Annotated in this window: 22 protein-coding genes; 2 read left to right on the top strand and 20 right to left on the bottom strand. The window is 49.1% G+C overall.

What is annotated here, in order from left to right:
- Positions 1 to 46: 46 nt before the first annotated feature.
- The 14 genes from MNU25_RS20105 to MNU25_RS07060 all read right to left on the bottom strand — a co-directional run bounded on the left by MNU25_RS20105 (position 47) and on the right by MNU25_RS07060 (position 16,116).
- Positions 47 to 1,054: a xanthine dehydrogenase family protein molybdopterin-binding subunit gene (locus tag MNU25_RS20105; RefSeq protein ID WP_261487576.1), complete on the bottom strand. Its 1,008-nt coding sequence runs from the start codon at positions 1,052 to 1,054 to the stop codon at positions 47 to 49.
- Positions 1,051 to 2,325, bottom strand: a complete 1,275-nt coding sequence (locus MNU25_RS20100; protein WP_261487574.1) for a xanthine dehydrogenase family protein molybdopterin-binding subunit — start codon at positions 2,323 to 2,325, stop codon at positions 1,051 to 1,053. The genes MNU25_RS20105 and MNU25_RS20100 overlap by 4 nt, the downstream gene beginning before the upstream one ends.
- Positions 2,318 to 2,812, bottom strand: a complete 495-nt coding sequence (locus tag MNU25_RS07115; RefSeq protein ID WP_240984427.1) for a (2Fe-2S)-binding protein — start codon at positions 2,810 to 2,812, stop codon at positions 2,318 to 2,320. Before MNU25_RS07115 ends, MNU25_RS20100 begins: the two co-directional genes overlap by 8 nt.
- Positions 2,813 to 3,688, bottom strand: a complete 876-nt coding sequence (locus MNU25_RS07110; RefSeq protein ID WP_240984426.1) for an FAD binding domain-containing protein — start codon at positions 3,686 to 3,688, stop codon at positions 2,813 to 2,815. It abuts the gene before it with no gap.
- A gap of 14 nt (positions 3,689 to 3,702) precedes the next feature.
- Complete coding sequence (locus MNU25_RS07105; RefSeq protein WP_306425091.1) at positions 3,703 to 4,887, bottom strand: amidohydrolase family protein; 1,185 nt, start codon at positions 4,885 to 4,887, stop codon at positions 3,703 to 3,705.
- Between the two features lies 1 nt (position 4,888).
- Positions 4,889 to 5,467: an amino acid synthesis family protein gene (locus MNU25_RS07100; RefSeq protein WP_240984425.1), complete on the bottom strand. Its 579-nt coding sequence runs from the start codon at positions 5,465 to 5,467 to the stop codon at positions 4,889 to 4,891.
- 24 nt (positions 5,468 to 5,491) lie between these two features.
- Positions 5,492 to 5,956, bottom strand: coding sequence for an aldehyde dehydrogenase family protein (locus MNU25_RS07095; RefSeq protein WP_240984424.1), 465 nt, complete (start codon positions 5,954 to 5,956; stop codon positions 5,492 to 5,494).
- Between the two features lie 26 nt (positions 5,957 to 5,982).
- A complete protein-coding gene (locus tag MNU25_RS07090; protein WP_240983734.1) occupies positions 5,983 to 7,347 on the bottom strand; it encodes an ISNCY family transposase in 1,365 nt (454 codons plus the stop codon).
- A 172-nt stretch (positions 7,348 to 7,519) separates the two neighbouring features.
- Positions 7,520 to 8,338: a substrate-binding domain-containing protein gene (locus MNU25_RS07085; protein WP_240984420.1), complete on the bottom strand. Its 819-nt coding sequence runs from the start codon at positions 8,336 to 8,338 to the stop codon at positions 7,520 to 7,522.
- A 151-nt stretch (positions 8,339 to 8,489) separates the two neighbouring features.
- Positions 8,490 to 9,599 (bottom strand): aldehyde dehydrogenase family protein, encoded by a 1,110-nt coding sequence (locus tag MNU25_RS07080; protein ID WP_240984423.1) that lies wholly within the window; start codon positions 9,597 to 9,599, stop codon positions 8,490 to 8,492.
- Positions 9,600 to 10,285: 686 nt separating this feature from the next.
- Positions 10,286 to 11,752, bottom strand: coding sequence for a sigma-54 interaction domain-containing protein (locus MNU25_RS07075; protein ID WP_240984422.1), 1,467 nt, complete (start codon positions 11,750 to 11,752; stop codon positions 10,286 to 10,288).
- A gap of 1,054 nt (positions 11,753 to 12,806) precedes the next feature.
- Positions 12,807 to 13,508: a deoxyribose-phosphate aldolase gene (gene deoC, locus MNU25_RS07070; protein WP_240984421.1), complete on the bottom strand. Its 702-nt coding sequence runs from the start codon at positions 13,506 to 13,508 to the stop codon at positions 12,807 to 12,809.
- 252 nt (positions 13,509 to 13,760) lie between these two features.
- Positions 13,761 to 15,125 carry an ISNCY family transposase gene (locus tag MNU25_RS07065; RefSeq protein WP_240983734.1) on the bottom strand — a complete coding sequence of 455 codons (1,365 nt, stop codon included), beginning with the start codon at positions 15,123 to 15,125 and terminating at the stop codon, positions 13,761 to 13,763.
- A gap of 172 nt (positions 15,126 to 15,297) precedes the next feature.
- Positions 15,298 to 16,116: a substrate-binding domain-containing protein gene (locus tag MNU25_RS07060; RefSeq protein WP_240984420.1), complete on the bottom strand. Its 819-nt coding sequence runs from the start codon at positions 16,114 to 16,116 to the stop codon at positions 15,298 to 15,300.
- A gap of 193 nt (positions 16,117 to 16,309) precedes the next feature.
- Here MNU25_RS07060 and MNU25_RS07055 point away from each other — a divergent pair, with 193 nt between their 5' ends.
- Both MNU25_RS07055 and MNU25_RS07050 read left to right on the top strand, forming a co-directional pair.
- Complete coding sequence (locus MNU25_RS07055; protein WP_240984419.1) at positions 16,310 to 16,603, top strand: transposase; 294 nt, start codon at positions 16,310 to 16,312, stop codon at positions 16,601 to 16,603.
- Positions 16,551 to 17,027, top strand: a complete 477-nt coding sequence (locus tag MNU25_RS07050; RefSeq protein WP_240984418.1) for an IS3 family transposase — start codon at positions 16,551 to 16,553, stop codon at positions 17,025 to 17,027. The genes MNU25_RS07055 and MNU25_RS07050 overlap by 53 nt, the downstream gene beginning before the upstream one ends.
- Positions 17,028 to 17,210: 183 nt before the next feature.
- Here MNU25_RS07050 and MNU25_RS07045 read toward each other — a convergent pair whose 3' ends face one another.
- The 6 genes from MNU25_RS07045 to araB form a co-directional block, all read right to left on the bottom strand.
- Positions 17,211 to 18,923, bottom strand: coding sequence for an IS1634 family transposase (locus tag MNU25_RS07045; RefSeq protein ID WP_240984417.1), 1,713 nt, complete (start codon positions 18,921 to 18,923; stop codon positions 17,211 to 17,213).
- Positions 18,924 to 19,749: 826 nt separating this feature from the next.
- Positions 19,750 to 20,745 carry an aldose 1-epimerase gene (locus MNU25_RS07040; RefSeq protein ID WP_240984416.1) on the bottom strand — a complete coding sequence of 332 codons (996 nt, stop codon included), beginning with the start codon at positions 20,743 to 20,745 and terminating at the stop codon, positions 19,750 to 19,752.
- Between the two features lie 16 nt (positions 20,746 to 20,761).
- Entirely contained in the window at positions 20,762 to 21,913 is a 1,152-nt protein-coding gene (locus tag MNU25_RS07035) for a sn-glycerol-1-phosphate dehydrogenase (RefSeq protein WP_240984415.1), read from the bottom strand.
- Between the two features lie 57 nt (positions 21,914 to 21,970).
- Complete coding sequence (araD, locus tag MNU25_RS07030; RefSeq protein WP_277350670.1) at positions 21,971 to 22,663, bottom strand: L-ribulose-5-phosphate 4-epimerase; 693 nt, start codon at positions 22,661 to 22,663, stop codon at positions 21,971 to 21,973.
- Between the two features lie 98 nt (positions 22,664 to 22,761).
- Complete coding sequence (gene araA, locus MNU25_RS07025) at positions 22,762 to 24,252, bottom strand: L-arabinose isomerase (RefSeq protein ID WP_240984414.1); 1,491 nt, start codon at positions 24,250 to 24,252, stop codon at positions 22,762 to 22,764.
- A gap of 17 nt (positions 24,253 to 24,269) precedes the next feature.
- Positions 24,270 to 25,943 carry a ribulokinase gene (araB, locus tag MNU25_RS07020; protein WP_240986761.1) on the bottom strand — a complete coding sequence of 558 codons (1,674 nt, stop codon included), beginning with the start codon at positions 25,941 to 25,943 and terminating at the stop codon, positions 24,270 to 24,272.
- Between the last annotated feature and the right edge of the window lie 57 nt (positions 25,944 to 26,000).

Raw genomic sequence — 26,000 nt, 5'->3', positions numbered from 1 at the left:
CTCTATCCTTAATATTCTTGTCCCGTTGCGTCCCGCAATTTTACGGCTAACCGTTTAGTCCGAGTTCACTCTCTTCTGCAGCTGCCCTGATCGCAGCCACAATCTTTTCCGGTGTCAACGGCAGATCATACAGACGGATCCCCAGGGCATCCGCCACAGCATTGGCTATAGCTGCCGCCGTAGGCACGAGAGCCGGTTCACCGACCCCTTTGGCCCCATAAGGTCCGCTGGGCTCCTCATCTTCCACAATCACCGGAAACATTTCCGGGATATCCAGGGCTGTTGGGATCAGATAAGTTGACAGAGCAGGGTTTTCGATCCGGCCCTGATTGACTGCCACTTCTTCCAAGAGGGCATACCCCATCCCCATGATACAGCCCCCTTCAATTTGTCCCTCCACATTTTGGGGATTGATCGCCCTGCCCACATCATGGGCGGCAACGATTCTTTTGACTTCGATCACTCCCGTTTCCGTGTCGGCTTCCACTTCGGCCACCTGCGTGGCGAAGGCATAGGTAGCATAGGGTGCCCCTTGTCCCGTCAGAGGATCCAGCTTCGTAGTCACCGGATTAAACCAGCCCTGCCCCAAAGTCAGAATTCCCTTACTGCGGCACTGAGCAATAACATCCTGGATTTTCGTGCCGGTCGGTTCATCCTGATGCCAAATCTGTCCATCTTTGAGGCTGACATTGTCGGCCGGGAGGTTTAAACGCTCCGCTGCTTGAGCAATCACTTGCTCCCTGGCCTTTTCAGCAGCGAACCGAACAGCGTTGCCCGAAATATAGGTTTGCCTGGATGCGGACGTAGCGCCGGCATCCGGAGTAACTTCAGTATCGGCGGCAATCACCGCCACATTCTCCAGGCCGACCCCCAGTGTCTCTGCTGCAATCTGAGCCAGCACAGTACTCGATCCCTGGCCAATATCCGCGCAGCCACTGAGCACAATCACGGTTCCGTCATCCAGGAAGTCTACAAAAGCACCTGACGGGTTAGGAGCAGCGGTATTACCCACTCCATACCACATATTTCCAATGCCATAACCGTGTTTTTTCATTGGTTCTCACCTCCCAGACCGGGCATCACCTGGCAGGCCTTTTCCCATGCCGCTGCCAAGGTTTTAGCGATGCCGACACTGTCGGACAGAACTTGCCCGGTTGCCGTAGCCGAACCGGGACGCAAGATATTGCGCCGGCGGATTTCCAGGGGGCTTATTTGTAAAGCTTGCGCCAGCAGATCCATCTGGCTTTCAAAGGCAAAAGCCATTTGCGGTGTGCCAAAACCGCGCATGGCGCCGCTAAACGGATTATTGGTGTAAACGCAAAGTCCCTCGATATCCACACTGGGGACTTCGTACGGTCCCGTCGCATGGACAGCCGCCCTGATCAGTGTGGCGGGACCATAGGAGGCGTATGCCCCGGTATCGCCGATAATCCTGACTTTGACAGCCAAAAGTTGCCCCTCCCGGTTTGCCCCACTGGTGTAATCAATGATAAAAGGATGCCGTTTCGCGGTTGCGATAAAAGATTCTTCCCGGTCATAGAGCATCCGGACCGGGCGCCTCAGTTTCCAGGCCGCTAAAGCGAGAAAGCACTGCACGGATATGTCCAGTTTGCCGCCAAAACCACCTCCGGTCGGGGTCTGAATAATTCTCACCCTATTCATGGGCAGGCCTAAGACCCGGGCCACATCCCGCCGGTCATAATGCGGATTCTGAGTGGACACTTTGATGGTAAGGCCGTTATGTTCCGGGTAAGCAATACCGGCTTCCGTTTCCAAATAGAGATGTTCCACCCTCTGCGTACGATAGAGCCTGCTAATAACAACATCCGCCCGGCTCAGAGCCGCTGCGGCATCCCCTTTCTTTACCCTGCCCACCGTTAGAATGTTTCCCTTGTCATGAATAGGCGGAGCGCCTTCCGCCATAGCGGACCAAACATCATAAAGGGGTGGCAGCTCCTCAGTCTCTACCTTTACAGCCTCCGCACCCTTCCGGGCGGCGTCCGGGTTTTCCGCGACCACCAAAGCTATAGCGTCTCCGATAAACCGGATTTTGTCCGTCAGGACCGGCTGGTCTTTAACCATAATACCGTAACTGTTTTCACCCGGAATGTCCGCATAAGTAAACACCCGTACCACACCCGGGATTTTTTCCGCTTCGGAAATATCAATCCGCTTGACGACGGCATGAGCGACACGACTGCGCAGCACTTTGAGAACCAAAGCAGCCGGAACCTTCTCATCGGCGGCAAAATAGCTCTCTCCCGTAACCTTGACCAAGCCATCCACCCGTTGCACGGATTGACCGACAACTCCGCCTTCAAGCACCGGTAGCACCTTCTTTCCCGGACCTTCTTGCTGCCGCCAATTCCACGGCTTTGACGATCTTGGCATAACCGGTGCAGCGGCAAAGATTACCAGATATGGCCCGGGCAATTTCCCGCCTGTCCGGATGGGAATTCTTATCCAACAACGCCTTGCCTGCCAAAATCATTCCCGGTGTGCAAAATCCACACTGCACAGCCCCGGCCTCTAAGAAAGCCTCCTGCAAGATATCAAGCTCACCGTTGCGGGCCACCCCTTCAATTGTGATGATCTCCCGGCCTTGGACCTGCGGTGCCAAAACCAAACAAGAATCCACAATTTTCCCGTCCAGAATCACGGAACAGACACCGCATTCTCCTTCACCACAGCCTTCTTTCGTGCCCGTTAAACCCAATACATCGCGCAACACATCCAGCAAACGCATGCCCGGATCGACATCCACCGTCATCTGAGTGCCATTGACTTTCATGTGCAAGGGAAACCTGTCCATTCAGGCCACCACCCCTTCAGTACTGGAAAATAACCTGGGCAATAATTCACGGGCAATTCCCTTTACAGCCTCCTGCTTATAAGATACCGAAGGGCGGGAACCCAGCATTCTTACCACTTCCTTTTCCGCTTCGCTGGCAAAGGTATCAACCAGAGTGCTCGAAATCTGCTGTCCCTCCAACGTCGTCTCCAAAGCGGAACTTCGGCAAGGATTCGGCCCTACCGCTCCCAAGGCCACACGGGCCAAACTGATCTTGTTTTCATGCACGGCCAGAATAACGGCTAGATTAAGCCTGGCAATAGCCAAGGCCCGGCGACGACCTAATTTGATATAGCCGCTCCTACTCCCTGGCGCAAGCGGTCTTATTAAAATGTTAGTAATAATCTCCTGCGGTCGGATATGGGTTTTTCCGGCCCCCTCCAGAATGTTCTGCAACGGTACAGTCCTGAACCCTTCGCTAGAATCCAACCTGACTTCCGCTTCGAGAGCAATGAGGGCTGTGACCATGTCTGCTGCCGGGGAAGCGTTGGCAATATTTCCGCCAATCGTTCCAGTATTACGAATTTGGGGCGAGCCGACTGAGGCAGCAGCCTCAGATAGCAACGGAAATCTGTTCCGGATGACAAGGAATTCTTCAATTTGGGCAAAAGTTGACATGCTGCCAATCTGGATCTCATGTTCCCTTGCAATAATTGCGCGTAGCTCTGAAACAGCGGACAAATCAATCAAACCCGGACAATGGATTTTCCTTTTGGCCAAAGCGGGCACTAAGTCCGTTCCCCCTGCCAACGGCCGTAATTTCCCGTCCGATTTGGCTAACAATTCGAGGGCAACGGCCAATGATTCAGGCTGATAGTAAGCGTCGAGTTCGAACATAAGCCCTCCCTCCATTATTTCAAGATGGGTTTCCGCTTAGGCGGCGGCGTGTTCCGGCTGATTCCGGCTTTAATTTCACCGTCCACAATGACCATGCCCACACCGGGAAGGTCCCCGACAGCAAGAGCTTCCAAGGCATCCCGACCGAAAGAACCCATAGGAGCATCCATTAAGACCAGATCTGCTTCCCGTCCGGCTTCTATCACCCCTGCCGCCAGCCCGAAAACCCGCGCGGTGTTGCCGGTAGCCGCCGCAACAGCCTGGGCCGGCTCCATTTCACCCACTGCAGCCAGAAAAGCTAGGTTGCGCAGCATACCCAAAGGAATGACCCCGGTACCGGAAGGGGCATCGTTCCCCAGAATTAGCCGCCCCAGTTCCCGGCGGGAAGCTAAGAGCTGCACGGCCCGGAGGGCTGCACGGGGGTTGCCGCACTGCACCACTTCAATGGCATAATCACTGAGTTCAATGATTTTATCGATTTCTCCGGGTGCTACGGCTGTCGTCCCACCGTTAATATGAGAAACCACATCAGGCTTAATCGCCAGAACATCTTGAGCCGTAATGGTGGAACTGCCGGGAATCGAGGTGCCACCGGTGTGCATGGCCACCTTAAATCCATATTTATGAGCCCAGGCCACCATCGGCGCCGCATCTTCCGGTCTGCGGACACCGCCCAGCCCTACTTCTCCCACCAGCCAGACTCCGGCTTCCTTCAGTTCAGCAAAATCTGCTTCCGTCAATCCCGGTTCCAGAATCAACGCACCCGCATGCACTTTTACCCCGCCCGGTCGGGCGTTTTGAAAAGAACGCGCCGCCACAACAGCCAAAGCCTTAACCCCTGTGGGATCCTTCGGCCGACCGGGCCAATGGGGCTCACCCGCCGATATCATGGTGGTCACCCCGCCATGTAGAGAACTCTCGATATAATCGAGCATTTTCTGTCTCGGAGCAAAATCACCCAACACCGGATGAGTATGGGAGTCGATGAGCCCAGGCATCAGTGTCACCCCCTGGGCGTCTACCGTCTTATCCACCTGCATCCCAGCTAGGATCCCTGAATCACCGACAGCTACAATCTTTTCATCCCGTACCAAGACGGTGTCTGCTACCAGCAGTGGCCGCCGAATATCTCCACTTACTATGGTCCCGATATTGGTAATCGCCAGAGTAGCCAAAGTCAGCCCCCCTATCATGAACATTTTATCTCAGACCATCTTCGCCTTTAATCTCTTGTTTCTGCAAACCACCGATCCGGGCCAATGGACGCCCGGCATCAGTGACCACCAGCGCGACCACAATTTCATCTGCTCGGGGAGCGTCACTCACCCTGACCTCCATTGCATCATAATGGGTACGTACAAAGGCAGCGTCTTTGTAATGCAGAGGCACATCAATGGCAGTACCTATTCCTCCCATCTTTTTAGCCGACGGTACTATTGCTTTACCACCACCAACTGCCTCACGAAATGGTTTACCCAGCTTGGGATGCAGAATAGCGGCAGCATTTTCCAGCTCTCCCATTTCGCCCACGATTGCTGCTTTACCATAACTTTCTACTTTGTTTTTATCTATACCCAAGGCTTCTACTGCCTTGGCTGCCAATATTCCTCCAAGCTTCTCTCCAATATCCATTAGTTCTGTTAAGTCTTCTTGATACTTACCTGCAAAGGGGTTCTTAATTACGGCTAGTGCTGCAGCTTTACGTATTTTTACGGGTAGCTCTTTTCCCGCTTCTTCAAGAGTTTCTTCAACGATAGTTAAAAATTTGCGTATTTGCATTACTTTGCTCTCCTTTAAAATTTATCATATCCATCGTTCACAAACCGTCTTTTCATCCATGAACAAGCGCATTGAAGCCAGTCTAGACTTAGCGGTTCCTACAAAAGATTCTCTTCTTGAACCCAGTGGGAAAAATGAGTATGGTTGAGGAACACCTACATTTATCCCGATATTTCCCACGTTAACTTCTCTCTTAAACCGACGTGCATCCTTGCCATTGCTCGTAAAAATACAAGCTGAATGTCCGAGATTTGTTTTTGTATTAATCCACTCAATTGCCTGTTCAAGGCTATCACCTTTGATCAACGCGGCAACCGGACCGAAAGCCTCAACTTTGGCCATAGACATATCCACATTCACGTCTTCTAAAATAGTAGGTCCAAGGAAGAACCCTTTAGGATAATTAGATTGCCCTGAAAAAGTAGGTTTGCAAACCGTCCCTTGACCGACCCCCTGGGATCGGAATACATCAGTATGAATCCCCGGCATTGTAGAGGGGTATTCCTTGCCATTTCCTAATTCATGGCGGCCAATCTTCTTAAATTGTAGGTCAGTATGCCAAATCCCACCCAGATGCTAACTCCGCGGTGTCCTCTGAGCAGACTCCTCCCCAGGCCATATTTACGTTTCAAGATGCTAATGGTTCCTTCTCCACCAGCACGCCATGCTTGCAGACGTCGAAACCATCTTTGCCTTTCATGGGTTTGTCGCTTCTGAGTTTTCTTGCCCTTCTTTGGGATGGATATTCGTTTTATCCCCAGTTCGGTTAAAGCTGCTTCATTCTTACCACTGCTGTAACCACGGTCAGTGGCAACAGCGTAAGGGATCCGCCCAGTGTTTTCGATGTGGCGTCTCACGGTGCCCAAGAGCAAACTTTCATCGCTGGGGTTGCCTATATGGATTTTGTAATCCGTAACCAGACGGTCTTCATTCTCTGTGATTTCGGTCTTATAGCCAAATTCCGTCGGGCTCTTCAACTTGCCCTTCTGGATAGGCCTCGCGTCAGGATCATAGAGGCTAATTACCCGTTGCGGGATGTGTGTTTTTCCGCTGTTCACCTGAAGCGTTTGATTGACAATCTTGTCCGTGGTATGAATGAGCTTGTCCAATTTCTCGATCGTATTTTTTAGAGCTGGGCTTATTTGCTCGCCCCAAGTCTCTTCAACTTTATCCATTATCCGATGGGCATCGGAAATCGTCTCAATCGCTTTATCCACAAGCTTATCCGTGATGTTGCGAACCTCCTGTACCGCCTCATGGCTTCGCCGTTTCAAGGTCTTGCCGATTTCCAGTATCCGTTTTTTCGTTGAACGAAAACGATTCCTCATCTTAGGAACTGTGCCACTCACTTGATCGCAAAGGCGGTTCGCCTGTCGGGTTATGGTTTTTACTGCATCCGCCAGCAGATGGGCATCCGTTGGGTAGTGAACATTGGATTCGGTTACTGTAGTGTCTGTACGCAGCCGCCGGTTCCGTGTCATCTGTTCCTGACTCGCCTTAGTAACAAGTTTTTTGTTCAGATCCTCAATGATTTCGTCCCCGTATTTCTGGCTCAGCTTGATCAATGTCGTACTGTGCGGCACTAAGGCATCGAGATCAACGCGGCAGAACCGCCGCCATTTGATACTGTCACTGACTTCGCTAACAAGTGTTTCATAGCCAAATCCATAACAGAATTTGAGAAACATTAGACGGAGATAAGTTTCCACCGGAACAGTTGGTCGGCCAATACGAATATTCCAGTGAGAGAGAAAGGGCTCCATAAATCGCTCATCATCCAAGAGACGATCAACCGTCTTGAGTTCTGGGCTTAGTTCCAGCACTTCCTTCGGCAAAATGGAGTCCCAAATTGTAAGCTGTTCGTTGCGAAGTCGTAACATTTTTTGCCCCCCAAAAAAGGATTTTCATGTCCCTTTGGAGAACCACAGGAACGAGGAATTCTCTAAAGGGTGGTTGTGGAGTTTCGTTGTTTGGTCACTTCTAAATTTCCACAAAATCCTAGTGAATTCCTTTTTGTTTCGAGGGATTTTTGCACAGAGTTTGCTTAGTTTTTCAGGGCAATCTAGCTACGTTATCCCTATTCACGAGCTGGCCTTCAAGTGTCGTGGCGGGTGGAACAGTTTCTTTCTTTAAGATACGTCCTGCAATATCAGCCACTTTAACACCTTCGTAGAAGGGTGATTCAGCATTTGTAGCAGCCAACGTCCCGGCAGTGATGGCATCCAGTGCATCTTTGATCCCATCATTGCCAATTACAGCTACCTTACCCTCGAGACCACGGGCCTTAAGTGCCGCCAGAACTCCCATGGCCATCTCATCATTGGCGGCGTAGACACCATTGATGTTTGGATGAGCTTGAAGCACATTCGTCATAACGTTTAGTGCTTGGCTCCGATCAAAATTGGCGGGCTGTTTGGCCACGATCTGGATATTCGGGTATTTGGCTATTTCATCCTCAAAACCCTTACTGCGATCTTGAGCCACATTTGTACCCATAATACCTTGGATTTCCACGACTTTACCGGTGTTATTCAACACCTTTGCGAGAGCGTCAGCGGCTCTCTTACCAGCTTGAATCGCATCGTAGCCAACAAAAGTTACAAGCTTTCCTCCAGCGGGCTTGCGATCAAACGCAAATACAGGTATCCCCGCTTGGTTCGCTTTATCAATGGCCGTAACGATCGCGTTACTGTCCACCGGATCTAAAATCAGGACTGCCGGTTTCTTCAAGATATCTGTTTGTGCCAGGTTTAATTCAGTTTGATTATCATTATTGGCATTTTGTACGACTAATTTATACCCCAATTTCTTAGCCTCATACTCAGCCCCGTTCTTCAGAGAAACAAAAAACGGATTGTTAAAGGTACTCATGATCAGATATAGTGCTACATAGATTCCCCTGAAAAAGTCCCTATTTTATAACATCCAGCCAATGCCTCCGTTGCTAAACCCTTTATTCATGCGAGTTGGGTTGGATATCTGTGGCAGAGATTTCTTCGAATTAGCAGTTTTTCAGGGGAATCTAATTATCCACCTTAACATTTCTACCATCAACCACCATTTTGGCACCTTCTTTGAGTGACTCCTCTATCCAACGTACTACCTTATCTTTCCCCGCTTGAGAAACCAGTGGTCCTAGGTCTGTTTCAGAGTCTAGGCCATAGCCGACCTTGATGCCTTTAGCAGCTTCTATAAATTTACTCTTAAACTCATCGTATCTATCCCCAACTATGATTACATTGTCAACACCCAAACAACGCTGCCCAGCCATACCAAAGCAAGATCTCAAAAGACCCTGCGCGGCTTCATCAAAGTCTGCATCAGGCATTACTACAAAGTTATTCTTCCCATTACCATTAATAGACGAGGTCTTTCCGTATCTTCCGCATAATTCAAACAGTTCCCATCCTGCTCTATTAGAACCAATAAATCCTACTCCTTTAATCTCAGGTTGGACCAATATCTCCTTATTAACATTTCTACCGCCATGAACTAGATTTATAACTCCAGGAGGAAAGCCCGCTTCCTGAGCCACTCGACAGATGTATTCAGCCGCAATAGGATCTTGTCTGCTCGGGCTAACCACAACAGTGCAACCTGCAGCCAGTGCATAGGGCACAAAAGATGACCATGCGTGCATGGGAATATTACTTGGGGTTACAATAAGAAATGCACCTAACGGCTCCCACGTCAGGTATTGATCAATATCGCGAGCAACTTGTTCAATATGTTCATTAGTTTTGGCTAAACCATATAACGCTGAACAAGCGGATTCCACATTTTCAATAACTCTTCTTACCGAACCAATGGCTTCCCCAATAGTTCTACCATGGTCTTGGCAGAGAACTCGGCTTAATTCATCGGAGCCTTCCTCAAGTTTAGCGCGTAGTTCAAAAAGCAAGCGGGCCCTATCCCTCACTGGGACATCTCTCCACTTCTTGAAAGCTTCGTGGGCCGCTTTAACCGCCCCTATGGCTTCTTCTTTCGTAGCGTTCGGTAATTCTGAAATCACCTCTCCCGTTGCCGGGTTTAAGTTCATTTCTACAGAAGCAGACTTAGATTCGATCCATTCGCCATTAATAAAGAGTTTGTGCCTTCCATAATATTTACTAATCTCCGGAATTACAGCCATCACCTAACCCCCTCTAAAAGTTTGAACACGTTATTCCCCTTGCAAAAATGATGCCAAGCCGCGTCTTTCAGAATTATTGCCTAAATACTGGAGTCTGAATCTTTGGTCAACAATAGTTAATGGCTATCTAATGCAATGATGAATTAGATCTTCCCAGCAAATACTGTTCTCCAGGACATTTACATGGCACAGCTGACCGCTAGCCAGGCAAATTTTAATTCATTTTTGGGTTACTATAATCCATAACTGAATTAGAGTGACGTTCCGGACGACAGCTGTGGGAGCAGGCTCAGGCTGCCGTTGACGGTACAGGGTCGCCGCCCTGGCTACCCCCAAGCCACACCCACAGTAGCGGCAACCCGCTCAGTTGCCATGATCAGTTCCTCCCCCACGCGTCGGGACTCCTCAGGGGCGTCCTCAATACCTCGGAGGTTTTTTTGCAGTTCGTTGATCTCCTCAGCCCGCCGCAGACGTTCCCGAAGCTGTTGGTCTCCCGTTTCAACTCCTGAACCCGCCGGGACCAGAATTCACCGCCCGGCCCTTACGGCCCCTCTCCTGCGGAGCAACTGACCCTGTTCAACACCCAGGCTATCCCACACCTGAAAATTCCCTCCATGTCCATTCCATCACCTTTCTCCGCCCTGCAGTCTGCTACACTAATTTCGAGGGAGGGAGGTCTCATACCATTATGGCATAGAGGATTCTTCGTCTCGATATTTTTTCGCTTTCCTAGCAACAGTAGCCTGACTTACTTTAAGAACTTTAGCCACTTCATACGTCGTTTTATACTTTTCCAAAGCTTTCTTAATTAACGACCTTTCCAATAATTCCACCGCTTCGTTCAAAGGTATAATATTGCCAAAATCAAACTGAAAAAGCTTCTCTTCAGTAAGTTCCCCCGATAACTCATCTTTGCCTATTCTATCTCCTTTAGAAGTTATGAAACTTCGTTCTATAATATTGGCTAATTGCCGTACATTTCCCGGCCAATCGTATCTAATTAGCTGTTTAAGTGCCTCAGCGGTAAATTGTTTTTTAAACCCATATCTGTCATTAATCTCCCTTGAGAAGTGGAAAATGAGTGCGGGAATATCTTCTCGTCTCTTTCTTAATGGAGGAATTTCAATGGACACTACATTTAAACGATAAAATAAATCTTCCCTGAACTTGCCTTCCTCCACCATCTTTTTAAGATTCTTATTAGTCGCGGCAATAATCCTGACATCTACTGTAACTGGCACAGTTCCACCCAAAGGGATAAATTCCTTTTCTTGGATCACTCTGAGCAATTTCACCTGCAATTCTGGCGGCAACTCACTAATCTCATCCAGAAATAATGTCCCTTTTGTAGCCAATTGAAACATACCTAGTTTCCCCTTCTTTTTTGCCCCGGTAAAGGCTCCCTCTTCATAGCCAAAAAGCTCAGATTCCAACAAGCTGGCAGGAATAGCTCCACTGTTAATTTTAATGAAAGAACCACTTTGAAAGCGGCTGCTCGATTTATGGATTATTTTTGTTAAGACCTCCTTTCCCACTCCAGATTCACCCAACAATAAAACCGTTGAATCCACTTTTGCCACTCTCAAGGCTAAATCTACGATTTCCTGCATTTCTTTACTTTCAGCCACAATATCATTTTGCTCAATTACCTGACGCCTCAATTCATTGATTTCACACTGATAGCGATTGGTTAATTCCATCGTTCGTTGTAGCTTTTCATTTAAGCTATACAGTTCAGTAACATCTCTAATATTAATAACAACGTTTTTGATCCTCTCATTTCCATCCATTATTGGCGTACCTGTCATAATGGTTTGTTTACCTGTGCGACCTTTTTGGATAATCGTTGTTGGCCTTTTATTTTCGAGCACCCGAAGCGAAACAGAATCAATAAAGACTCCATTTTCAACTAACTGCCTCATATCTTTGCCTATAACTTCTTCTTTCTTAACCCCGGTTAAACGTTCCATTGCAGGATTTACTCGAATTGTAATTCCTTTATTGTTCACAATGGAAATACCATCATAGGAATTTAAGAAAATCGATTCTAAGTCCCGATTCGCTTCCTCAATATCTATAAGTTTCTTTAAAAGTCGCATTAAAATATCTAGCAGATCATCTAAAAACCCACTGCAAAGTTCCAAGTATGACATAAACTCCTCCTTGTTATAGAAATTAAGGTGGACAAGGATGTCAAGACAATTTTACAGGCTTGTTTAAGTACCGTGTGAACACCCCTCTCTGTAAATATTTAGGATAAAACAGGCAAATATAACTGGAAATTGTAGACTGCTTTTTGCCAACAACAAGGTACGCGCAGTATTAGAAATGACCCAATGCAGTCGCCGAGGTTGTGGTCAGTGTGGGCAAGTCTACCCCCAAGCGTAACCCGAAATCAGACTTGTCCAAAGCTTGGGGGAAAGCTCTTTTTAGACAGACCCCAAAGGGCTTTTCCCCAGGCTGGCACTATCCACGGCTAGATTATCCGTGTCCGCCGCAATTCCGTTGCAGTAAATCACAATGCCATCATTATTTACCACCAGAACGCTTCCTCGATATGGGCTAGCGCAATCTAGCCCGATGCATACGCCACCGCCTCAAGACACATCGAATAAACTAGCTCAGCTTGGTTGGTTCGAAGGTTCGACCAACCATGTATCCTCGGATTTCGGCCTCCTTAAGGACCGGAACGGGGGAACAACACCCCCTCTTAACGAATTAGGGCGGCGAATCCCGCTAATCCGACATTCTCACGCCCCTCCAGCTAAACAAACGAACCATCCGACGCCGCTATGATAAGAAACGCTCGTATAGTTTCCTGTTCGGCACCATTTCTCAATAAATTCTACACTCCGCTTGGGAATCCTGCTGGTCGTCACCTTCTCAAGCCAATTTGCTTAAAAGTCTGTCTGGGTGGCTTGCTCTCGAAAATTCTCATACCGGGCTTTACAGTATTGGGGGACATCGGCAAACCCTGTGCCCCTCGATGCAATTTGTAGATTGTGTTAGCAAGAGTAGGGATGAAAGCAGGCTGAAAGGACGAATAAGCATAAGTAAAACCCCGTCTTTGCCAACGGGCCTTTAGGTTCTTCTTACTTTGTTGTACCATACCAGGAATCGACTGCGTGCTCGCTCACGTGTCCGAAAGTGCATCCTATCTATTGTTTGACTCGCCCTCATCCTGTGGGCCAAGAGCCATCAACGCTTTTAACAGTTCAGAACGTTACTCTGCTTAACCGAAAGTAGCCTGGCCGTTCTTACAATCGCAACGCTGGCGCTGGCACCAATTCGAGAGGCACCCGCTTCCACCATCTTCGCGGCGTCCTCATAAGTACGTATGCCGCCGGAGGCCTTAACCCCCAGGGCTTGGCCCACTGCATGCCGCATGAGTGTCACATGCTCCGTTGATGCTCCGCCGCTGCCGAAACCCGTGGAAGTCTTCACAAAATCTAAGCCAGCGGATTTTGCCATAACACACAGCTTAGTTATTTGGTCCTCACTTAGATAACAAGTTTCCAGAATTATCTTAACGAGAACTTGACTATTTCCTCCTTTAAGCTGCGCGAATTGACTCATTTCCGCTCGGACCTCCCCAAAGCGGCCATTTAGCACATCACTAATATTGACTACATAATCCAGTTCGTCAGCACCCAAACGCAAGGCCTCTTGCGCTTCGAAAATCTTTGTTGCACTCGTGGTCGCACCTAACGGAAAACCTATCACCGTACAGACCCTGATACGCGTCCCCACCAGAAGTTCCCTAACCTTCTTGGTATAGGTAGGATTGACGCAGACTGAGGCAAAACCATATTCCTTTGCTTCGGCACATAGAACTTCAATTTGCTCATCCAATACATTGGGCTTAAGCAAAGTATGATCCATAATCCCAGCGATCTTCTCTTTTTCCATACCGAATTCCTCCTCGTAAAGTCCTACATCATTCAATATTCAATCAGAAAGGAGCGGTTTGTGTACCGCCCCCGTCACGTAATGTCGCAGGCATTAGTCTTGCGGGTCACCAATGCTCTTAAGATAATCCCAGTACTTAGCTAGATTGCCCTGAAAAAGTAGGTTTGCAAACCGTCCCTTGACCGACCCCCTGGGATCGGAATACATCAGTATGAATCCCCGGCATTGTAGAGGGGTATTCCTTGCCATTTCCTAATTCATGGCGGCCAATCTTCTTAAATTGTAGGTCAGTATGCCAAATCCCACCCAGATGCTAACTCCGCGGTGTCCTCTGAGCAGACTCCTCCCCAGGCCATATTTACGTTTCAAGATGCTAATGGTTCCTTCTCCACCAGCACGCCATGCTTGCAGACGTCGAAACCATCTTTGCCTTTCATGGGTTTGTCGCTTCTGAGTTTTCTTGCCCTTCTTTGGGATGGATATTCGTTTTATCCCCAGTTCGGTTAAAGCTGCTTCATTCTTACCACTGCTGTAACCACGGTCAGTGGCAACAGCGTAAGGGATCCGCCCAGTGTTTTCGATGTGGCGTCTCACGGTGCCCAAGAGCAAACTTTCATCGCTGGGGTTGCCTATATGGATTTTGTAATCCGTAACCAGACGGTCTTCATTCTCTGTGATTTCGGTCTTATAGCCAAATTCCGTCGGGCTCTTCAACTTGCCCTTCTGGATAGGCCTCGCGTCAGGATCATAGAGGCTAATTACCCGTTGCGGGATGTGTGTTTTTCCGCTGTTCACCTGAAGCGTTTGATTGACAATCTTGTCCGTGGTATGAATGAGCTTGTCCAATTTCTCGATCGTATTTTTTAGAGCTGGGCTTATTTGCTCGCCCCAAGTCTCTTCAACTTTATCCATTATCCGATGGGCATCGGAAATCGTCTCAATCGCTTTATCCACAAGCTTATCCGTGATGTTGCGAACCTCCTGTACCGCCTCATGGCTTCGCCGTTTCAAGGTCTTGCCGATTTCCAGTATCCGTTTTTTCGTTGAACGAAAACGATTCCTCATCTTAGGAACTGTGCCACTCACTTGATCGCAAAGGCGGTTCGCCTGTCGGGTTATGGTTTTTACTGCATCCGCCAGCAGATGGGCATCCGTTGGGTAGTGAACATTGGATTCGGTTACTGTAGTGTCTGTACGCAGCCGCCGGTTCCGTGTCATCTGTTCCTGACTCGCCTTAGTAACAAGTTTTTTGTTCAGATCCTCAATGATTTCGTCCCCGTATTTCTGGCTCAGCTTGATCAATGTCGTACTGTGCGGCACTAAGGCATCGAGATCAACGCGGCAGAACCGCCGCCATTTGATACTGTCACTGACTTCGCTAACAAGTGTTTCATAGCCAAATCCATAACAGAATTTGAGAAACATTAGACGGAGATAAGTTTCCACCGGAACAGTTGGTCGGCCAATACGAATATTCCAGTGAGAGAGAAAGGGCTCCATAAATCGCTCATCATCCAAGAGACGATCAACCGTCTTGAGTTCTGGGCTTAGTTCCAGCACTTCCTTCGGCAAAATGGAGTCCCAAATTGTAAGCTGTTCGTTGCGAAGTCGTAACATTTTTTGCCCCCCAAAAAAGGATTTTCATGTCCCTTTGGAGAACCACAGGAACGAGGAATTCTCTAAAGGGTGGTTGTGGAGTTTCGTTGTTTGGTCACTTCTAAATTTCCACAAAATCCTAGTGAATTCCTTTTTGTTTCGAGGGATTTTTGCACAGAGTTTGCTTAGTTTTTCAGGGCAATCTAGCTACGTTATCCCTATTCACGAGCTGGCCTTCAAGTGTCGTGGCGGGTGGAACAGTTTCTTTCTTTAAGATACGTCCTGCAATATCAGCCACTTTAACACCTTCGTAGAAGGGTGATTCAGCATTTGTAGCAGCCAACGTCCCGGCAGTGATGGCATCCAGTGCATCTTTGATCCCATCATTGCCAATTACAGCTACCTTACCCTCGAGACCACGGGCCTTAAGTGCCGCCAGAACTCCCATGGCCATCTCATCATTGGCGGCGTAGACACCATTGATGTTTGGATGAGCTTGAAGCACATTCGTCATAACGTTTAGTGCTTGGCTCCGATCAAAATTGGCGGGCTGTTTGGCCACGATCTGGATATTCGGGTATTTGGCTATTTCATCCTCAAAACCCTTACTGCGATCTTGAGCCACATTTGTACCCATAATACCTTGGATTTCCACGACTTTACCGGTGTTATTCAACACCTTTGCGAGAGCGTCAGCGGCTCTCTTACCAGCTTGAATCGCATCGTAGCCAACAAAAGTTACAAGCTTTCCTCCAGCGGGCTTGCGATCAAACGCAAATACAGGTATCCCCGCTTGGTTCGCTTTATCAATGGCCGTAACGATCGCGTTACTGTCCACCGGATCTAAAATCAGGACTGCCGGTTTCTTCAAGATATCTGTTTGTGCCAGGTTTAATTCAGTTTGATTATCATTATTGGCATTTTGTACGACTAATTTATACCCCAATTTCTTAGCCTCATACTCAGCCCCGTTCTTCAGAGAAACAAAAAACGGATTGTTAAAGGTACTCATGATCAGATATAGTGCTACATAGATTCCCCTGAAAAAGTCCCTATTTTATAACATCCAGCCAATGCCTCCGTTGCTAAACCCTTTATTCATGCGAGTTGGGTTGGATATCTGTGGCAGAGATTTCTTCGAATTAGCAGTTTTTCAGGGGAATCTACATAGAAACAAGACAGAAAAAGAGGAGTAAGTTAGTTGTATGACGACCATCAGAAGAAAGTTTACGCCGGAAGAAAAGACGCGAATTGTGCTGGAAATTTTGAAGGAAGAAAAGTCGGTCTCGCAGCTCGCATCTGAGCATGGCGTTCACACGAATGTCCTTAATAGGTGGAAATCGGAAGCTGTTCAGAATCTCCCGCAATTGTTCGTCGATGATCGGAAAGGCATCACGAAAATGAAGAATGATTACGAAAAAACGATTCACGAACTCTACGCCGAGATTGGACAGCTCACCAGTCAATTGTCGTGGCTCAAAAAAAAATCTGGCCTCTAACCTGTCACGCGATGAACGTATCAACCTGCTGGAATGGGATTGCCCCGAACACGCGATCAGCGTTCAAGCCGAGCTGCTTAGCCTGAATCGCTCCAGCCTGTACTACAAGCCGGTCCCTCCCTCTCCGGAGGAGATTCGCCGCAAGCACCGGATTGATGAACTCTATACGCAGCATACGTTCCTGGGCTACCGGAGAATCGCTGCCATCATGAATCGGGAAGGAAATGGAATCCACGAGAATACCGTACGTCGCTACATGCGTGAAATGGCTATCATGGCTGTCTTTCCCGGGCCGAACCTGAGCAAACGGGATCTCCAACATCGGATCTATCCTTACCTGCTCCGGAAGCTGCAAATCACAAAGCCCGATCAAGTGTGGTCTGTGGATATCACCTACATCCGCATGACACATGGCTGGATGTAATGTATCTGTACGCTATCATGGATTGGTACTCCCGTTTCATTGTCGATTGGCAGCTCGATCAAAGTCTGGAGATTGGATTTGTGCTGGAGACGATGAAGCGAGCACTAGCGCCAGTTTACGAATTAGCGCTTATAGAATCCCTGTGATCCTTGCGCTGCAAGACCTCCAGGCTTCAAAAGTGTATTACCCTCTTAACGCGTATTGATTTACATTGAGCACCTCCAGCATCTTCTTTTGTTCGGGCTCCATCTTGTCCAGGGAGAAGGACTCCCGATCTTTCTTGGACGCTCCCAGCTTGGGATAAATGGTGATGATTTGCTGGATCTCCGATAGCGAAGAGAGCATCTTGTTCATACTGACGGTGATGCCGTTTTCGTGAAGGGTCCGCTGCAAAAGGCAACACAGGCGTAACGCCAGCACGCAGTAGAAGGCATGGACCCTGATCTTCTGGTCGGTCCAGTGGTAGATGGGGCGAAGTCCTAGGAACTTGGTATTCTTCATCTGTTTGAAGTCGTCCTCAATATGATACTGGGATCTGTACGCTGCCACGATTCGCTCATCTGTCCAGTGGTGGTTGTCCGTAAACAGAATCGTCTTGCCCAGGAAATGCTCCTGGATGTGTCTCAGCTTGTCGTTGTTAAAAGCGAAGTCGAGATGAACCCCATCACTGCCGGTTGTTAACTCTACATCGAAAACGTCCGCCATGAATTCGGGACGTAGGATGTCGCTGACACGCCTCTCTACGGAACTTACCGTCGGTTTGCGCCCCTTGGTCACCTCGCCGGTGCTCCTTTTGAGCAGAGAGCGCTGGAGTTCGCCGAGTTTAAGGGTGCATTTTTCGATATTGTTCATGATCCCCTGAGTCTGTCCGCGGAGCAACTCCGGGTTGTGAGTGACCAGCACAGTCATCTCTTTCCCATAAGCTTGTCGCCGGCACCGGAATGCGGTCACGCCCGGGTAACGCTGCTCAGATACTTGTTTAAACTGCTTCTTCGGAATGTCCAGTAGGTCTTTGTGCTCGGATCCTTTGAGAGAACCCACTACATGAAAGGAGGAATTTTTCTCGAAGACACGTTCGATATTCGGTTCAGAATTATTGCCCTTGTCAAAGACCAGTGTCACATTGCAAGGAGCGCCGCAGATCCGGGCAAAGCGTCCTTTCAGCTTGGTGAGGGCACTGTCGAATTCCGTGGCGTCGGCCCGATTGCCGGGATAAACCTCGTGAAACAGCGGAACGTTAAAGTCCGGAGTCACCATCATTGCCAGGCCGACGATCTTGAGGTCAAAACGTTTCTCCTTAGAATGGCCGCGTTGTGCCAGCTCGCTTTCCGACTTCGTGTCGATATAGGTGAAGAAGTTGGTTGCGTCATAGATCAGGCAATCTGTTGCCAGGTTGTACCTTTTGACGATCCGCTCAGTGAAAGCATCTTCGAACTTTTCTATGGCATCCTCTGAAAGCAGACCCATGTTGTCCCAAAAGCGCTGGCTCGAAAGCATCCTTTTTTCAGCGGGAATTAGTTTTTTAAGCATCGTCTTAGCATACCAGTCGGCCATCTGAACCTTGCTGGCGGGGGCGACCGCCCTGTTAATGGCTGCAATCAACATGTAAGTACCGATACTGAGATCCTGATTACGCTTATTGGCGTAGCTATCGATCATTTCAACCACTTTCAGTTCCTTGGCAATCTCGTACAGAGCGCAGACGGCTCTGAAATCGAGGCGAATACTGTATTTGGCAGGAGCCATTTCAGTGCTTTGTGAACACTTCTTGGCGATCTCCTCGGCGCGTCCGAGGTACTGTTGGTGGACTATCCTCGGTTTTCCGTCAACGCGGGCGGATTCCACCAGGTAGTAATACCACTGATTCTTCTTTTTCTTTTTAATGATGGTGGCCATAGGATTCCTCCTTCTCGACCGTAGGGTAATACACTACTTTTACATGGAGGTCAAAATTCCTTCAATTATTTACGAAGGCTCGTAATAAAAGGAATTGAAAGGATACTCACGCAAACGCGTACTAACACTTAGTAGGGTAATACACTTAGCTCCCAATACTGGTACCTTATCCCATCTCCCTCCGGGGCTCAACGACTCACTTTTTGGGTTTTGGTGCCTATAAAAGGGGAAGATTTATATGGTAATTATTTGGATAAGTCGTAAACTCCCGCTAGCCAATCATTAAATCTTTTCAAACGAGCTCCCCCTTTTACGTTTTCAATTTAGAAACACTTGCAGGGCATGTACTCCCTGCCGGCCATTCAAATTGATCGTGTGCTTCGCAACAGCTGGCCGACAATTGCCCAAAGGGGGCGTCGGAAATTGGACTCGCCCCAACAACAATATTAGTTGCAGAGAACGAAATGTCAATCCAGAAAAGACAAGGCCTCTTACAAGCCCGCGGACTCCCAATCCTTTGATCGAACCTCCTCTTGACGAACCATGGCAAGCATCAAGGTACATTAATGACAAGGAGTGCATATCCTATGGTGAGACACCCGACATCGCCGCACTCATGCTTTTAGCCTGATTCGCAGGGAAACTAACTAAGTTAGCTCAGGGGTCTCGTTCCAAAGCCCGGTCGTCTAAACATGCGGCCGGCTTTCTTTTTGCCCTCTCTCCTAAAGTTTCATGGTTACAATTTGAAGTCCGGCTAGACTGTTGCGCATAAAGTTTCGCCGGTGAACGAAACCGGTACCCTCATGCACCGGTTCGCGAAAGTCTCTCAGCTTTGTGCTATTATCGAAACGAGCATTTCAGTTTTGACAGTAACTCGTTCCCCGGGAGACAACACCTGAATCCCGGTCAAGGAAGCGGAAAGAGTGAGATTTGGAGCGTTTGTCACCCACGTATAGGGTTCCGGGCAGATGAAGCCTCGTTTTCCGTCAGCGTTGTACACAACCCAATGTTTGAAATTCTTGTCTCCCCGATAGCGGATTCTCAGGCCGTCCCCTCCAGTGCCGTCTTGCAGCACGATAGATGCCTCACTTGTCCCGTCGGCGGAAACAGATGCGAGAAAGGCATCATCCAAGGGAAAACCATCAAGGCTCATCCCTTGACTCAAGAGATTTTTGTATTCTATGTCTTCCAACTCTCCCGTCGGAAGGAGCCGTTCATTCAATTTCCAGCGTTTTTCTGCCGTCAGCGCAAAGCGGGACGTGTTTTCCGGAAAAGAAAAGGATGTATGATAACCGAATCCCCAAGGAAAAGGTTCCCGACCGTGATTGACAATCGTGGCCTCTTGGCAGACCGCCATTCCGTTCAGACGATAACTCATCTCCACACTGAAGTCATGCGGAAATTGCCGGTATATTGCCGGATGGCTCGTGGAATCCACATCGATTCTCGTTTCCACGACCGGCCCATGTTCTCCGGATTCAGCCCTGACTAACCGCCATCGCTCCCCATGTAGAAAACCGTGAATATGATTGTTTTTGTCTTCCTCATTCACATCCAGACGATAAACGCGTCCTCTAAAGGTAAATGTTCCTCCGCCGATCCGGTTGGGCGGGAACAAAACCGGAACACCATACAGGATCTGATTCGCCCGAAATTCTTCCGCAGAGTTGGGACTTCTCAGTATTTTCTCCCGGGTGGGTTTGTAAACAAGCGAAATGAGATTGCTCCCCCAGGCGGGAACCAAGATAATTTCCAGATGCTTGTTCCCGGCCTTTATGGCTTCTTCCCCAAAGTACAGAACCTCTTCCACATCGAAAGACATGTGACACCTTCTCCCCCTATTCCTGCGCCAGTCTATTCCAGAGATTATTTTCGTTAATGAATCTTAAAATCGTATATCTCTCTCTTAAACGATAAGCCTTGTGCAAGGCTTCATTGACCAGCATCCGGTCTATCCCCAGTTCCTCCGGTAAGGCGGGACCTTGAACGCGCCGTAAATAGTCCTTGATCAAACCGGGCTCCGGGATCTGAAAGACCAAATCCCTGAGTGCTTCGTAATGAGGAGATAATTGGGAGCAGTCATCCGGAGACAGGTGTTCAAAAAGGTTTTTGTACAGACCGGAAATGATGCCTGTCGCCACCCCGACTTTTGCTCCATGCAGAACCTGAGGTCTCCCATGCTCGAGAAAATCCGTTTCCCAATAATGCGATAAGTGATGTTCCGCTCCGGAAGCGGAACGGGAATGTCCGACCAGCAGCATCGCCAAACCGGATTGGATTAACCCTCTCATTAAGATTTCAATTCCTTCGGCCTTTCCTTCCACAATAGCGTCAACCCTGCTTAGGCAAGAATCCAGCGCTTGTCTTGTCCACTCCGCAGCCGTTTCGCAGTACGGTTCATCCGCCATCAAGCAGGAGAAAGTCCAGTCAACCAAAGCGGTACATTTGCCCAGCATGTCGCCGAACCCTGCTGCCAAAAGATGTCTAGGCGCCTCTTGCAAAATGTTCAAATCGGCAAATATGGCAACCGGCGGCGCCGCTTGAATCGTCACCTTGGCTCCGCGAATGACCAGAGGCGCTCCGGAAGAGGCAAATCCGTCGACAGAAGGCGCCGTGGGTATTGAAACGAAAGGTCTCTGCAGCTTACAGCTTACAAACCGGACCAAATCATGGATGGTTCCTGAGCCGACCGCAATGAAGACGTCGACATCCGGAGACGCCTCCATGAAGATTTGTACTAAAGCTACCTCATCGGCCACCACGTCTTCCTGTTCATTGGGTTGAAGACATACGAGAGCGTGGGCGAAGCTGTTTTCGCTGAGACACTCCAGGACGCTTTTCCCGGCGGCGCGGTAGGTATTCTGATCCACCACAACCAGCACGTGGCGACAATTTCGAGATTCCAGGTAGGACGGGAGTTTTGCCAAACAATTGGCTTCGATCACGACATCGATATCGACCGGAAAGTGGTTCCGACACGTACAACCCATCCGCATTCCCCTCCAAACGGAGCTAAGGCTCTCTTCCCGAATTGACAATTCCATTCGCTATTGCCCGTAATAGGCATTCACCCCATGTTTCCGCAAAAAGTGTTTGTCCAACAGTGCTTGACTCATCGGAGAAACTTCCGGCTTGAGTTGAAATGTCTTGAAGGCCATTTCCGCCACTTTCTCCAGCACAACCGCATTATGAACTGCATTATCAGGGTTTTGGCCCCAACTAAAAGGAGCATGGTTCTGAACCAGAATTCCCGGAATGTGAGATGGGTCGATGTTATGAGCCTTAAACGCCTCCACAATGACGTGACCGGTCTGCGCTTCATAATCCCGGTCGATCTCTTCCTTCGTCATCGGGCGGGTCACCGGAATTTCACCGTAAAAATAATCGGCGTGCGTGGTGCCAAGCGCCGGAATCGGCCGGCCGGCTTGCGCCCACGCTGTCGCCCAAGGAGAGTGCGTGTGCACAATGCCGCCAATGGCGGGAAATTCTCGGTACAACGCCAGGTGGGTCGGAATATCGGAAGACGGCCGCAAATTTCCTTCGACAATATTTCCGTCGAGATCGAGCACCACTAGGTCTTGTTGCCTCAATTCATCATAAGGAACACCGCTAGGCTTAATAACGACCAAATTTCTTTCGCGGTCAATTCCGCTCACATTGCCCCATGTAAAAACGACTAAGCCGTGTAAAGGCAGTTGCAGATTGGCCAACAGTACTTCCTGTTTGAGCATCTCAAGCACATTTTCTCACTCCTTAGCCTCTCTATCAAGTCATCTTGACGAACAAAGAGGCTGCCCCCGGAAATGCATTAAGGCAGCCGCGCTGACAAGAAGTTTAACTACCTTCGGTTCCAAAATGCCTCATTCCAGCGAAGCTCGTTTCGGAATGCTAAAATCGACGTATCTTTGTTGATCAGGACACATTCGATACCCGTCATCTCAGACCAATCTAGCAAATTCTCTGCCGTCACGGCCAGGGAAAAACAGGTGTGATGCGCGCCGCCGGCAAGAATCCAAGCTTCCGCAGCGTCGCGAAGTGAAGGCTGCGGTTTCCACAGCACCCGGGCAACCGGTAGCTTCGGCATGGATTTCTCCACTTTTACCGCCTCAACCTCATTCACAATTAAGCGGAATCGCTGACCCATATCGACCAGCGTAGCGCAAACAGCCGGCCCGGTACCTCCGTCGAAAATAAGCCGTGCGGGCCTCTCTTTACTGCCGATTGACAGGGGATGCACTTCGATTCTAGGCCGCGTTGCCGCGATGCTTGGGCAGACTTCCAACATATGTGCGCCGAGTATCATTTCATTGCCCGGATTCAGGTTATAGGTATAGTCCTCCATAATGGATGTCCTCTGTCCGCCCGCCATAATCTTCACAATGCGGACCAGAGCGGCCGATTTCCAATCGCCTTCCGGCCCAAAACCGTAACCCGCTGCCATCAAACGCTGAACCGCCAGACCCGGAAGTTGTTTAAGGCCATGAAGGTCCTCGAAAGTCGTCGTAAATGCGCTAAAATTACCTTCTTCCAAAAATGCTTTGAGCCCAAGTTCAATGCGCGCCTGTTCACGGACAGAATCCCATATTCGGGTGTCGTGACGGTCCTCCGCACGAATATCATACATCTCCGCATACTCTTCGAGCAGCCGCTCCACTTCAGTTTCGGCGATATCGTTGATCCTTTGAGCCAGGTCGCCTACCCCATAACCATTAATCGACCAACCCAGCTTAATTTGCGCTTCGACTTTGTCTCCTTCCGTGACCGCGACTTCGCGCATGTTGTCGCCAAACCGCGCCACCTTCAGACAGTGTCCTTCCGTATGAGCAACCGCGGTTTGCATCCATTGCCCAAGCCTCCGGCGCACTTCCGGGTCCTCCCAATAGCCGGCAATCACTTTGCGCCGGAGGCCCGTACGTGCACCGATAAATCCATACTCACGGTCACCGTGAGCAGACTGGTTCAAATTCATAAAGTCCATGTCAATGCTATCCCAGGGGATATCACGATTGAACTGAGTGTGCAAATGAAGAAGGGGCTTGCTTAACACGGACAGACCGCCGATCCACATTTTGGCCGGAGAAAAAGTGTGCATCCAGGTTAGGATTCCGGCACAGTCGTCATCCGCATTGGCTTCCAAGCAGAGTCTGCGGATAGCGTCCGGAGTGGTCAATACCGATTTGAACAGAATCTTGTAAGAAATCCCGCTATCCCGATTTAGACTCTCAACGATGCGCCGGGAATGTTCTTCAACCTCCCGCAAGGTTTCCGGTCCGTATAAATGCTGGCTGCCGGTAACAAACCAAAAAGCATAGGGTTTCAAATCCAACATGGCTATTCCTCCTAATGTTACGGCTTCACTTGCTTCTTGATCTTTTTCAATTCTTTCATGACGTCGTTGCCGCCCTGGCCGAAATAGCGATAAAGTTTAGCATATTCCGCATAAAGCCGGTTGTAAATAGCGGCATTTTCCCGATTCGGTTGATAGAATTCTTCTTTTACCTTGGCCATGGCTTTTGCCGCCTCGACCACGTGGTCATATCCCCCGCGTTGTTTCCTGGCTGCTACCGCGCCAAACATGGCTGCTCCTAAAGCCGGTGTTTGCGGAGATGCGGAAATATGAATATCCATATTTAGAACGTCCGAATAAATCTGCATCATCAAATCATTCTTCTCAGCAATTCCGCCGCAGGCATATATCTCGTAAATAGGAACGCCGTTTTCCCGAAACGTCTCCACAATCATTCTCGTCCCAAAAGCAGTCGCCTCGATCAAAGCGCGATAGATCTCCTCCGGCTTGGTCAGTAGATTGGCGCCCACAATGACGCCCGTGAGATCGACGTCCACCAGGGTGGAACGGTTGCCATTCCACCAATCCAAAGCCACTAATCCGCTTTCTCCGGCTTTCAGCCCTTCGGCTTTCTCCGTCAACAATTGATGAATCCCTACACCTTTGTTCTTCGCCTCCTGAAAATAACTTTCAGGCACACAATTCTCGATGAACCACTCAAAGTGGTCGCCCACGCAAGATTGCCCGGCTTCATATCCCATGAACCCTGGTAGGATTCCGCCTTCCACCACACCGCACATACCAGGAACTATTTGCTCTTTTTCACCTAATAAGACGTGGCACGTGGAAGTGCCCATAACCATCAGCATTTTTCCAGGCTCGGTAATTCCGACGGCCGGAACGGAGACATGCGCATCAACATTGGCAACGGCAACAGCTGTCCCGGGTAGCAAGCCTGTCAGCCGAGCCGCCTCAGGTGTAATTTCCCCTGCTTTGTCTCCAATTGTAAAGATCTCGCGTCCCAACATTTTATCGACAACATGCTCTAAGCGAGGATCCAGTGCCCGAAAGAACTCTTCGGAGGGGTAACCCTCTCTTCTGTTCCAGATTGCCTTATAACCTGCCGTGCAACTATTTCTCCGAATCACTCCGGTCAATTGAGAAATGAGCCAATCACCGGCTTCGATCATCTGGTCGGCCGCCTCATACACCTCTGGCGCTTCATTTAGGATTTGCCATATTTTGGGTATCAGCCATTCTGAGGAAATCTTCCCGCCGTAACGCCGCAAGAATTTCTCCCCTCGTTCTTCCGCGATCTGATTCAAACGAGTCGCTTCATCTTGTGCCGAATGATGCTTCCAAAGCTTCACGTAGCTGTGGGGATTGTGGCTGAATTGCTCTAAGAGGCACAAGGGAACTCCTTTCGCATCGACCGGCAGCATTGTACAGGCGGTAAAATCAATTCCGAGGCCGATGACATCCTTTGGCGAAACGCCTGTTTTATGTAATACTTCAGGGATGGTCACCTGCAAAACTTCCAGATAATCAGAAGGGTGCTGCAAGGCCCAATCTGATTCCAACCTGGTTACACCGTCGGGGAGCGTTTCATCCATAACACCATGTCTGTACTCTTTGACGGCGCTCGCTATCTCTTTTCCTGTATCTACTTCTACTAACAAAGCCCTTCCGGATTGTGTCCCAAAATCGACGCCAATGCTATATTTCATACACATACCTTCTTCAGACAATTTTACTGCAAGCTTCCGCGTCGTCGGCTTTAGCGAACTTAG

The organism is Acididesulfobacillus acetoxydans (assembly GCF_902729405.1).
GTDB classification, from domain to species: Bacteria; Bacillota; Desulfitobacteriia; order Desulfitobacteriales; family Desulfitobacteriaceae; genus Acididesulfobacillus; species Acididesulfobacillus acetoxydans.
Note: the sequence above shows the minus strand (reverse complement) of the source record. Positions and strands in the feature narration are given on the sequence as shown.

What these genes read in the sequence shown, in the direction of transcription:
- MNU25_RS07100 (WP_240984425.1), bottom strand. Translation starts at nt 5,467, where the DNA reads ATGCAAATACGCAAATTTTTAACTATCGTTGAAGAAACTCTTGAAGAA.
- araB (WP_240986761.1), bottom strand. Translation starts at nt 25,943, where the DNA reads ATGTGTATGAAATATAGCATTGGCGTCGATTTTGGGACACAATCCGGA.
- MNU25_RS07055 (WP_240984419.1), top strand. Translation starts at nt 16,310, where the DNA reads ATGACGACCATCAGAAGAAAGTTTACGCCGGAAGAAAAGACGCGAATT.
- MNU25_RS07080 (WP_240984423.1), bottom strand. Translation starts at nt 9,599, where the DNA reads ATGGCTGTAATTCCGGAGATTAGTAAATATTATGGAAGGCACAAACTC.
- MNU25_RS07105 (WP_306425091.1), bottom strand. Translation starts at nt 4,887, where the DNA reads ATGTTCATGATAGGGGGGCTGACTTTGGCTACTCTGGCGATTACCAAT.
- MNU25_RS07075 (WP_240984422.1), bottom strand. Translation starts at nt 11,752, where the DNA reads ATGTCATACTTGGAACTTTGCAGTGGGTTTTTAGATGATCTGCTAGAT.
- MNU25_RS07115 (WP_240984427.1), bottom strand. Translation starts at nt 2,812, where the DNA reads ATGGACAGGTTTCCCTTGCACATGAAAGTCAATGGCACTCAGATGACG.
- MNU25_RS07035 (WP_240984415.1), bottom strand. Translation starts at nt 21,913, where the DNA reads ATGGGTTGTACGTGTCGGAACCACTTTCCGGTCGATATCGATGTCGTG.
- MNU25_RS07085 (WP_240984420.1), bottom strand. Translation starts at nt 8,338, where the DNA reads ATGAGTACCTTTAACAATCCGTTTTTTGTTTCTCTGAAGAACGGGGCT.
- MNU25_RS20105 (WP_261487576.1), bottom strand. Translation starts at nt 1,054, where the DNA reads ATGAAAAAACACGGTTATGGCATTGGAAATATGTGGTATGGAGTGGGT.
- MNU25_RS07065 (WP_240983734.1), bottom strand. Translation starts at nt 15,125, where the DNA reads ATGTTACGACTTCGCAACGAACAGCTTACAATTTGGGACTCCATTTTG.
- MNU25_RS07045 (WP_240984417.1), bottom strand. Translation starts at nt 18,923, where the DNA reads ATGGCCACCATCATTAAAAAGAAAAAGAAGAATCAGTGGTATTACTAC.
- MNU25_RS07095 (WP_240984424.1), bottom strand. Translation starts at nt 5,956, where the DNA reads ATGCCGGGGATTCATACTGATGTATTCCGATCCCAGGGGGTCGGTCAA.
- MNU25_RS07090 (WP_240983734.1), bottom strand. Translation starts at nt 7,347, where the DNA reads ATGTTACGACTTCGCAACGAACAGCTTACAATTTGGGACTCCATTTTG.
- MNU25_RS07110 (WP_240984426.1), bottom strand. Translation starts at nt 3,688, where the DNA reads ATGTTCGAACTCGACGCTTACTATCAGCCTGAATCATTGGCCGTTGCC.
- MNU25_RS07060 (WP_240984420.1), bottom strand. Translation starts at nt 16,116, where the DNA reads ATGAGTACCTTTAACAATCCGTTTTTTGTTTCTCTGAAGAACGGGGCT.
- araA (WP_240984414.1), bottom strand. Translation starts at nt 24,252, where the DNA reads ATGTTGGATTTGAAACCCTATGCTTTTTGGTTTGTTACCGGCAGCCAG.
- MNU25_RS07040 (WP_240984416.1), bottom strand. Translation starts at nt 20,745, where the DNA reads ATGTCTTTCGATGTGGAAGAGGTTCTGTACTTTGGGGAAGAAGCCATA.
- deoC (WP_240984421.1), bottom strand. Translation starts at nt 13,508, where the DNA reads ATGGAAAAAGAGAAGATCGCTGGGATTATGGATCATACTTTGCTTAAG.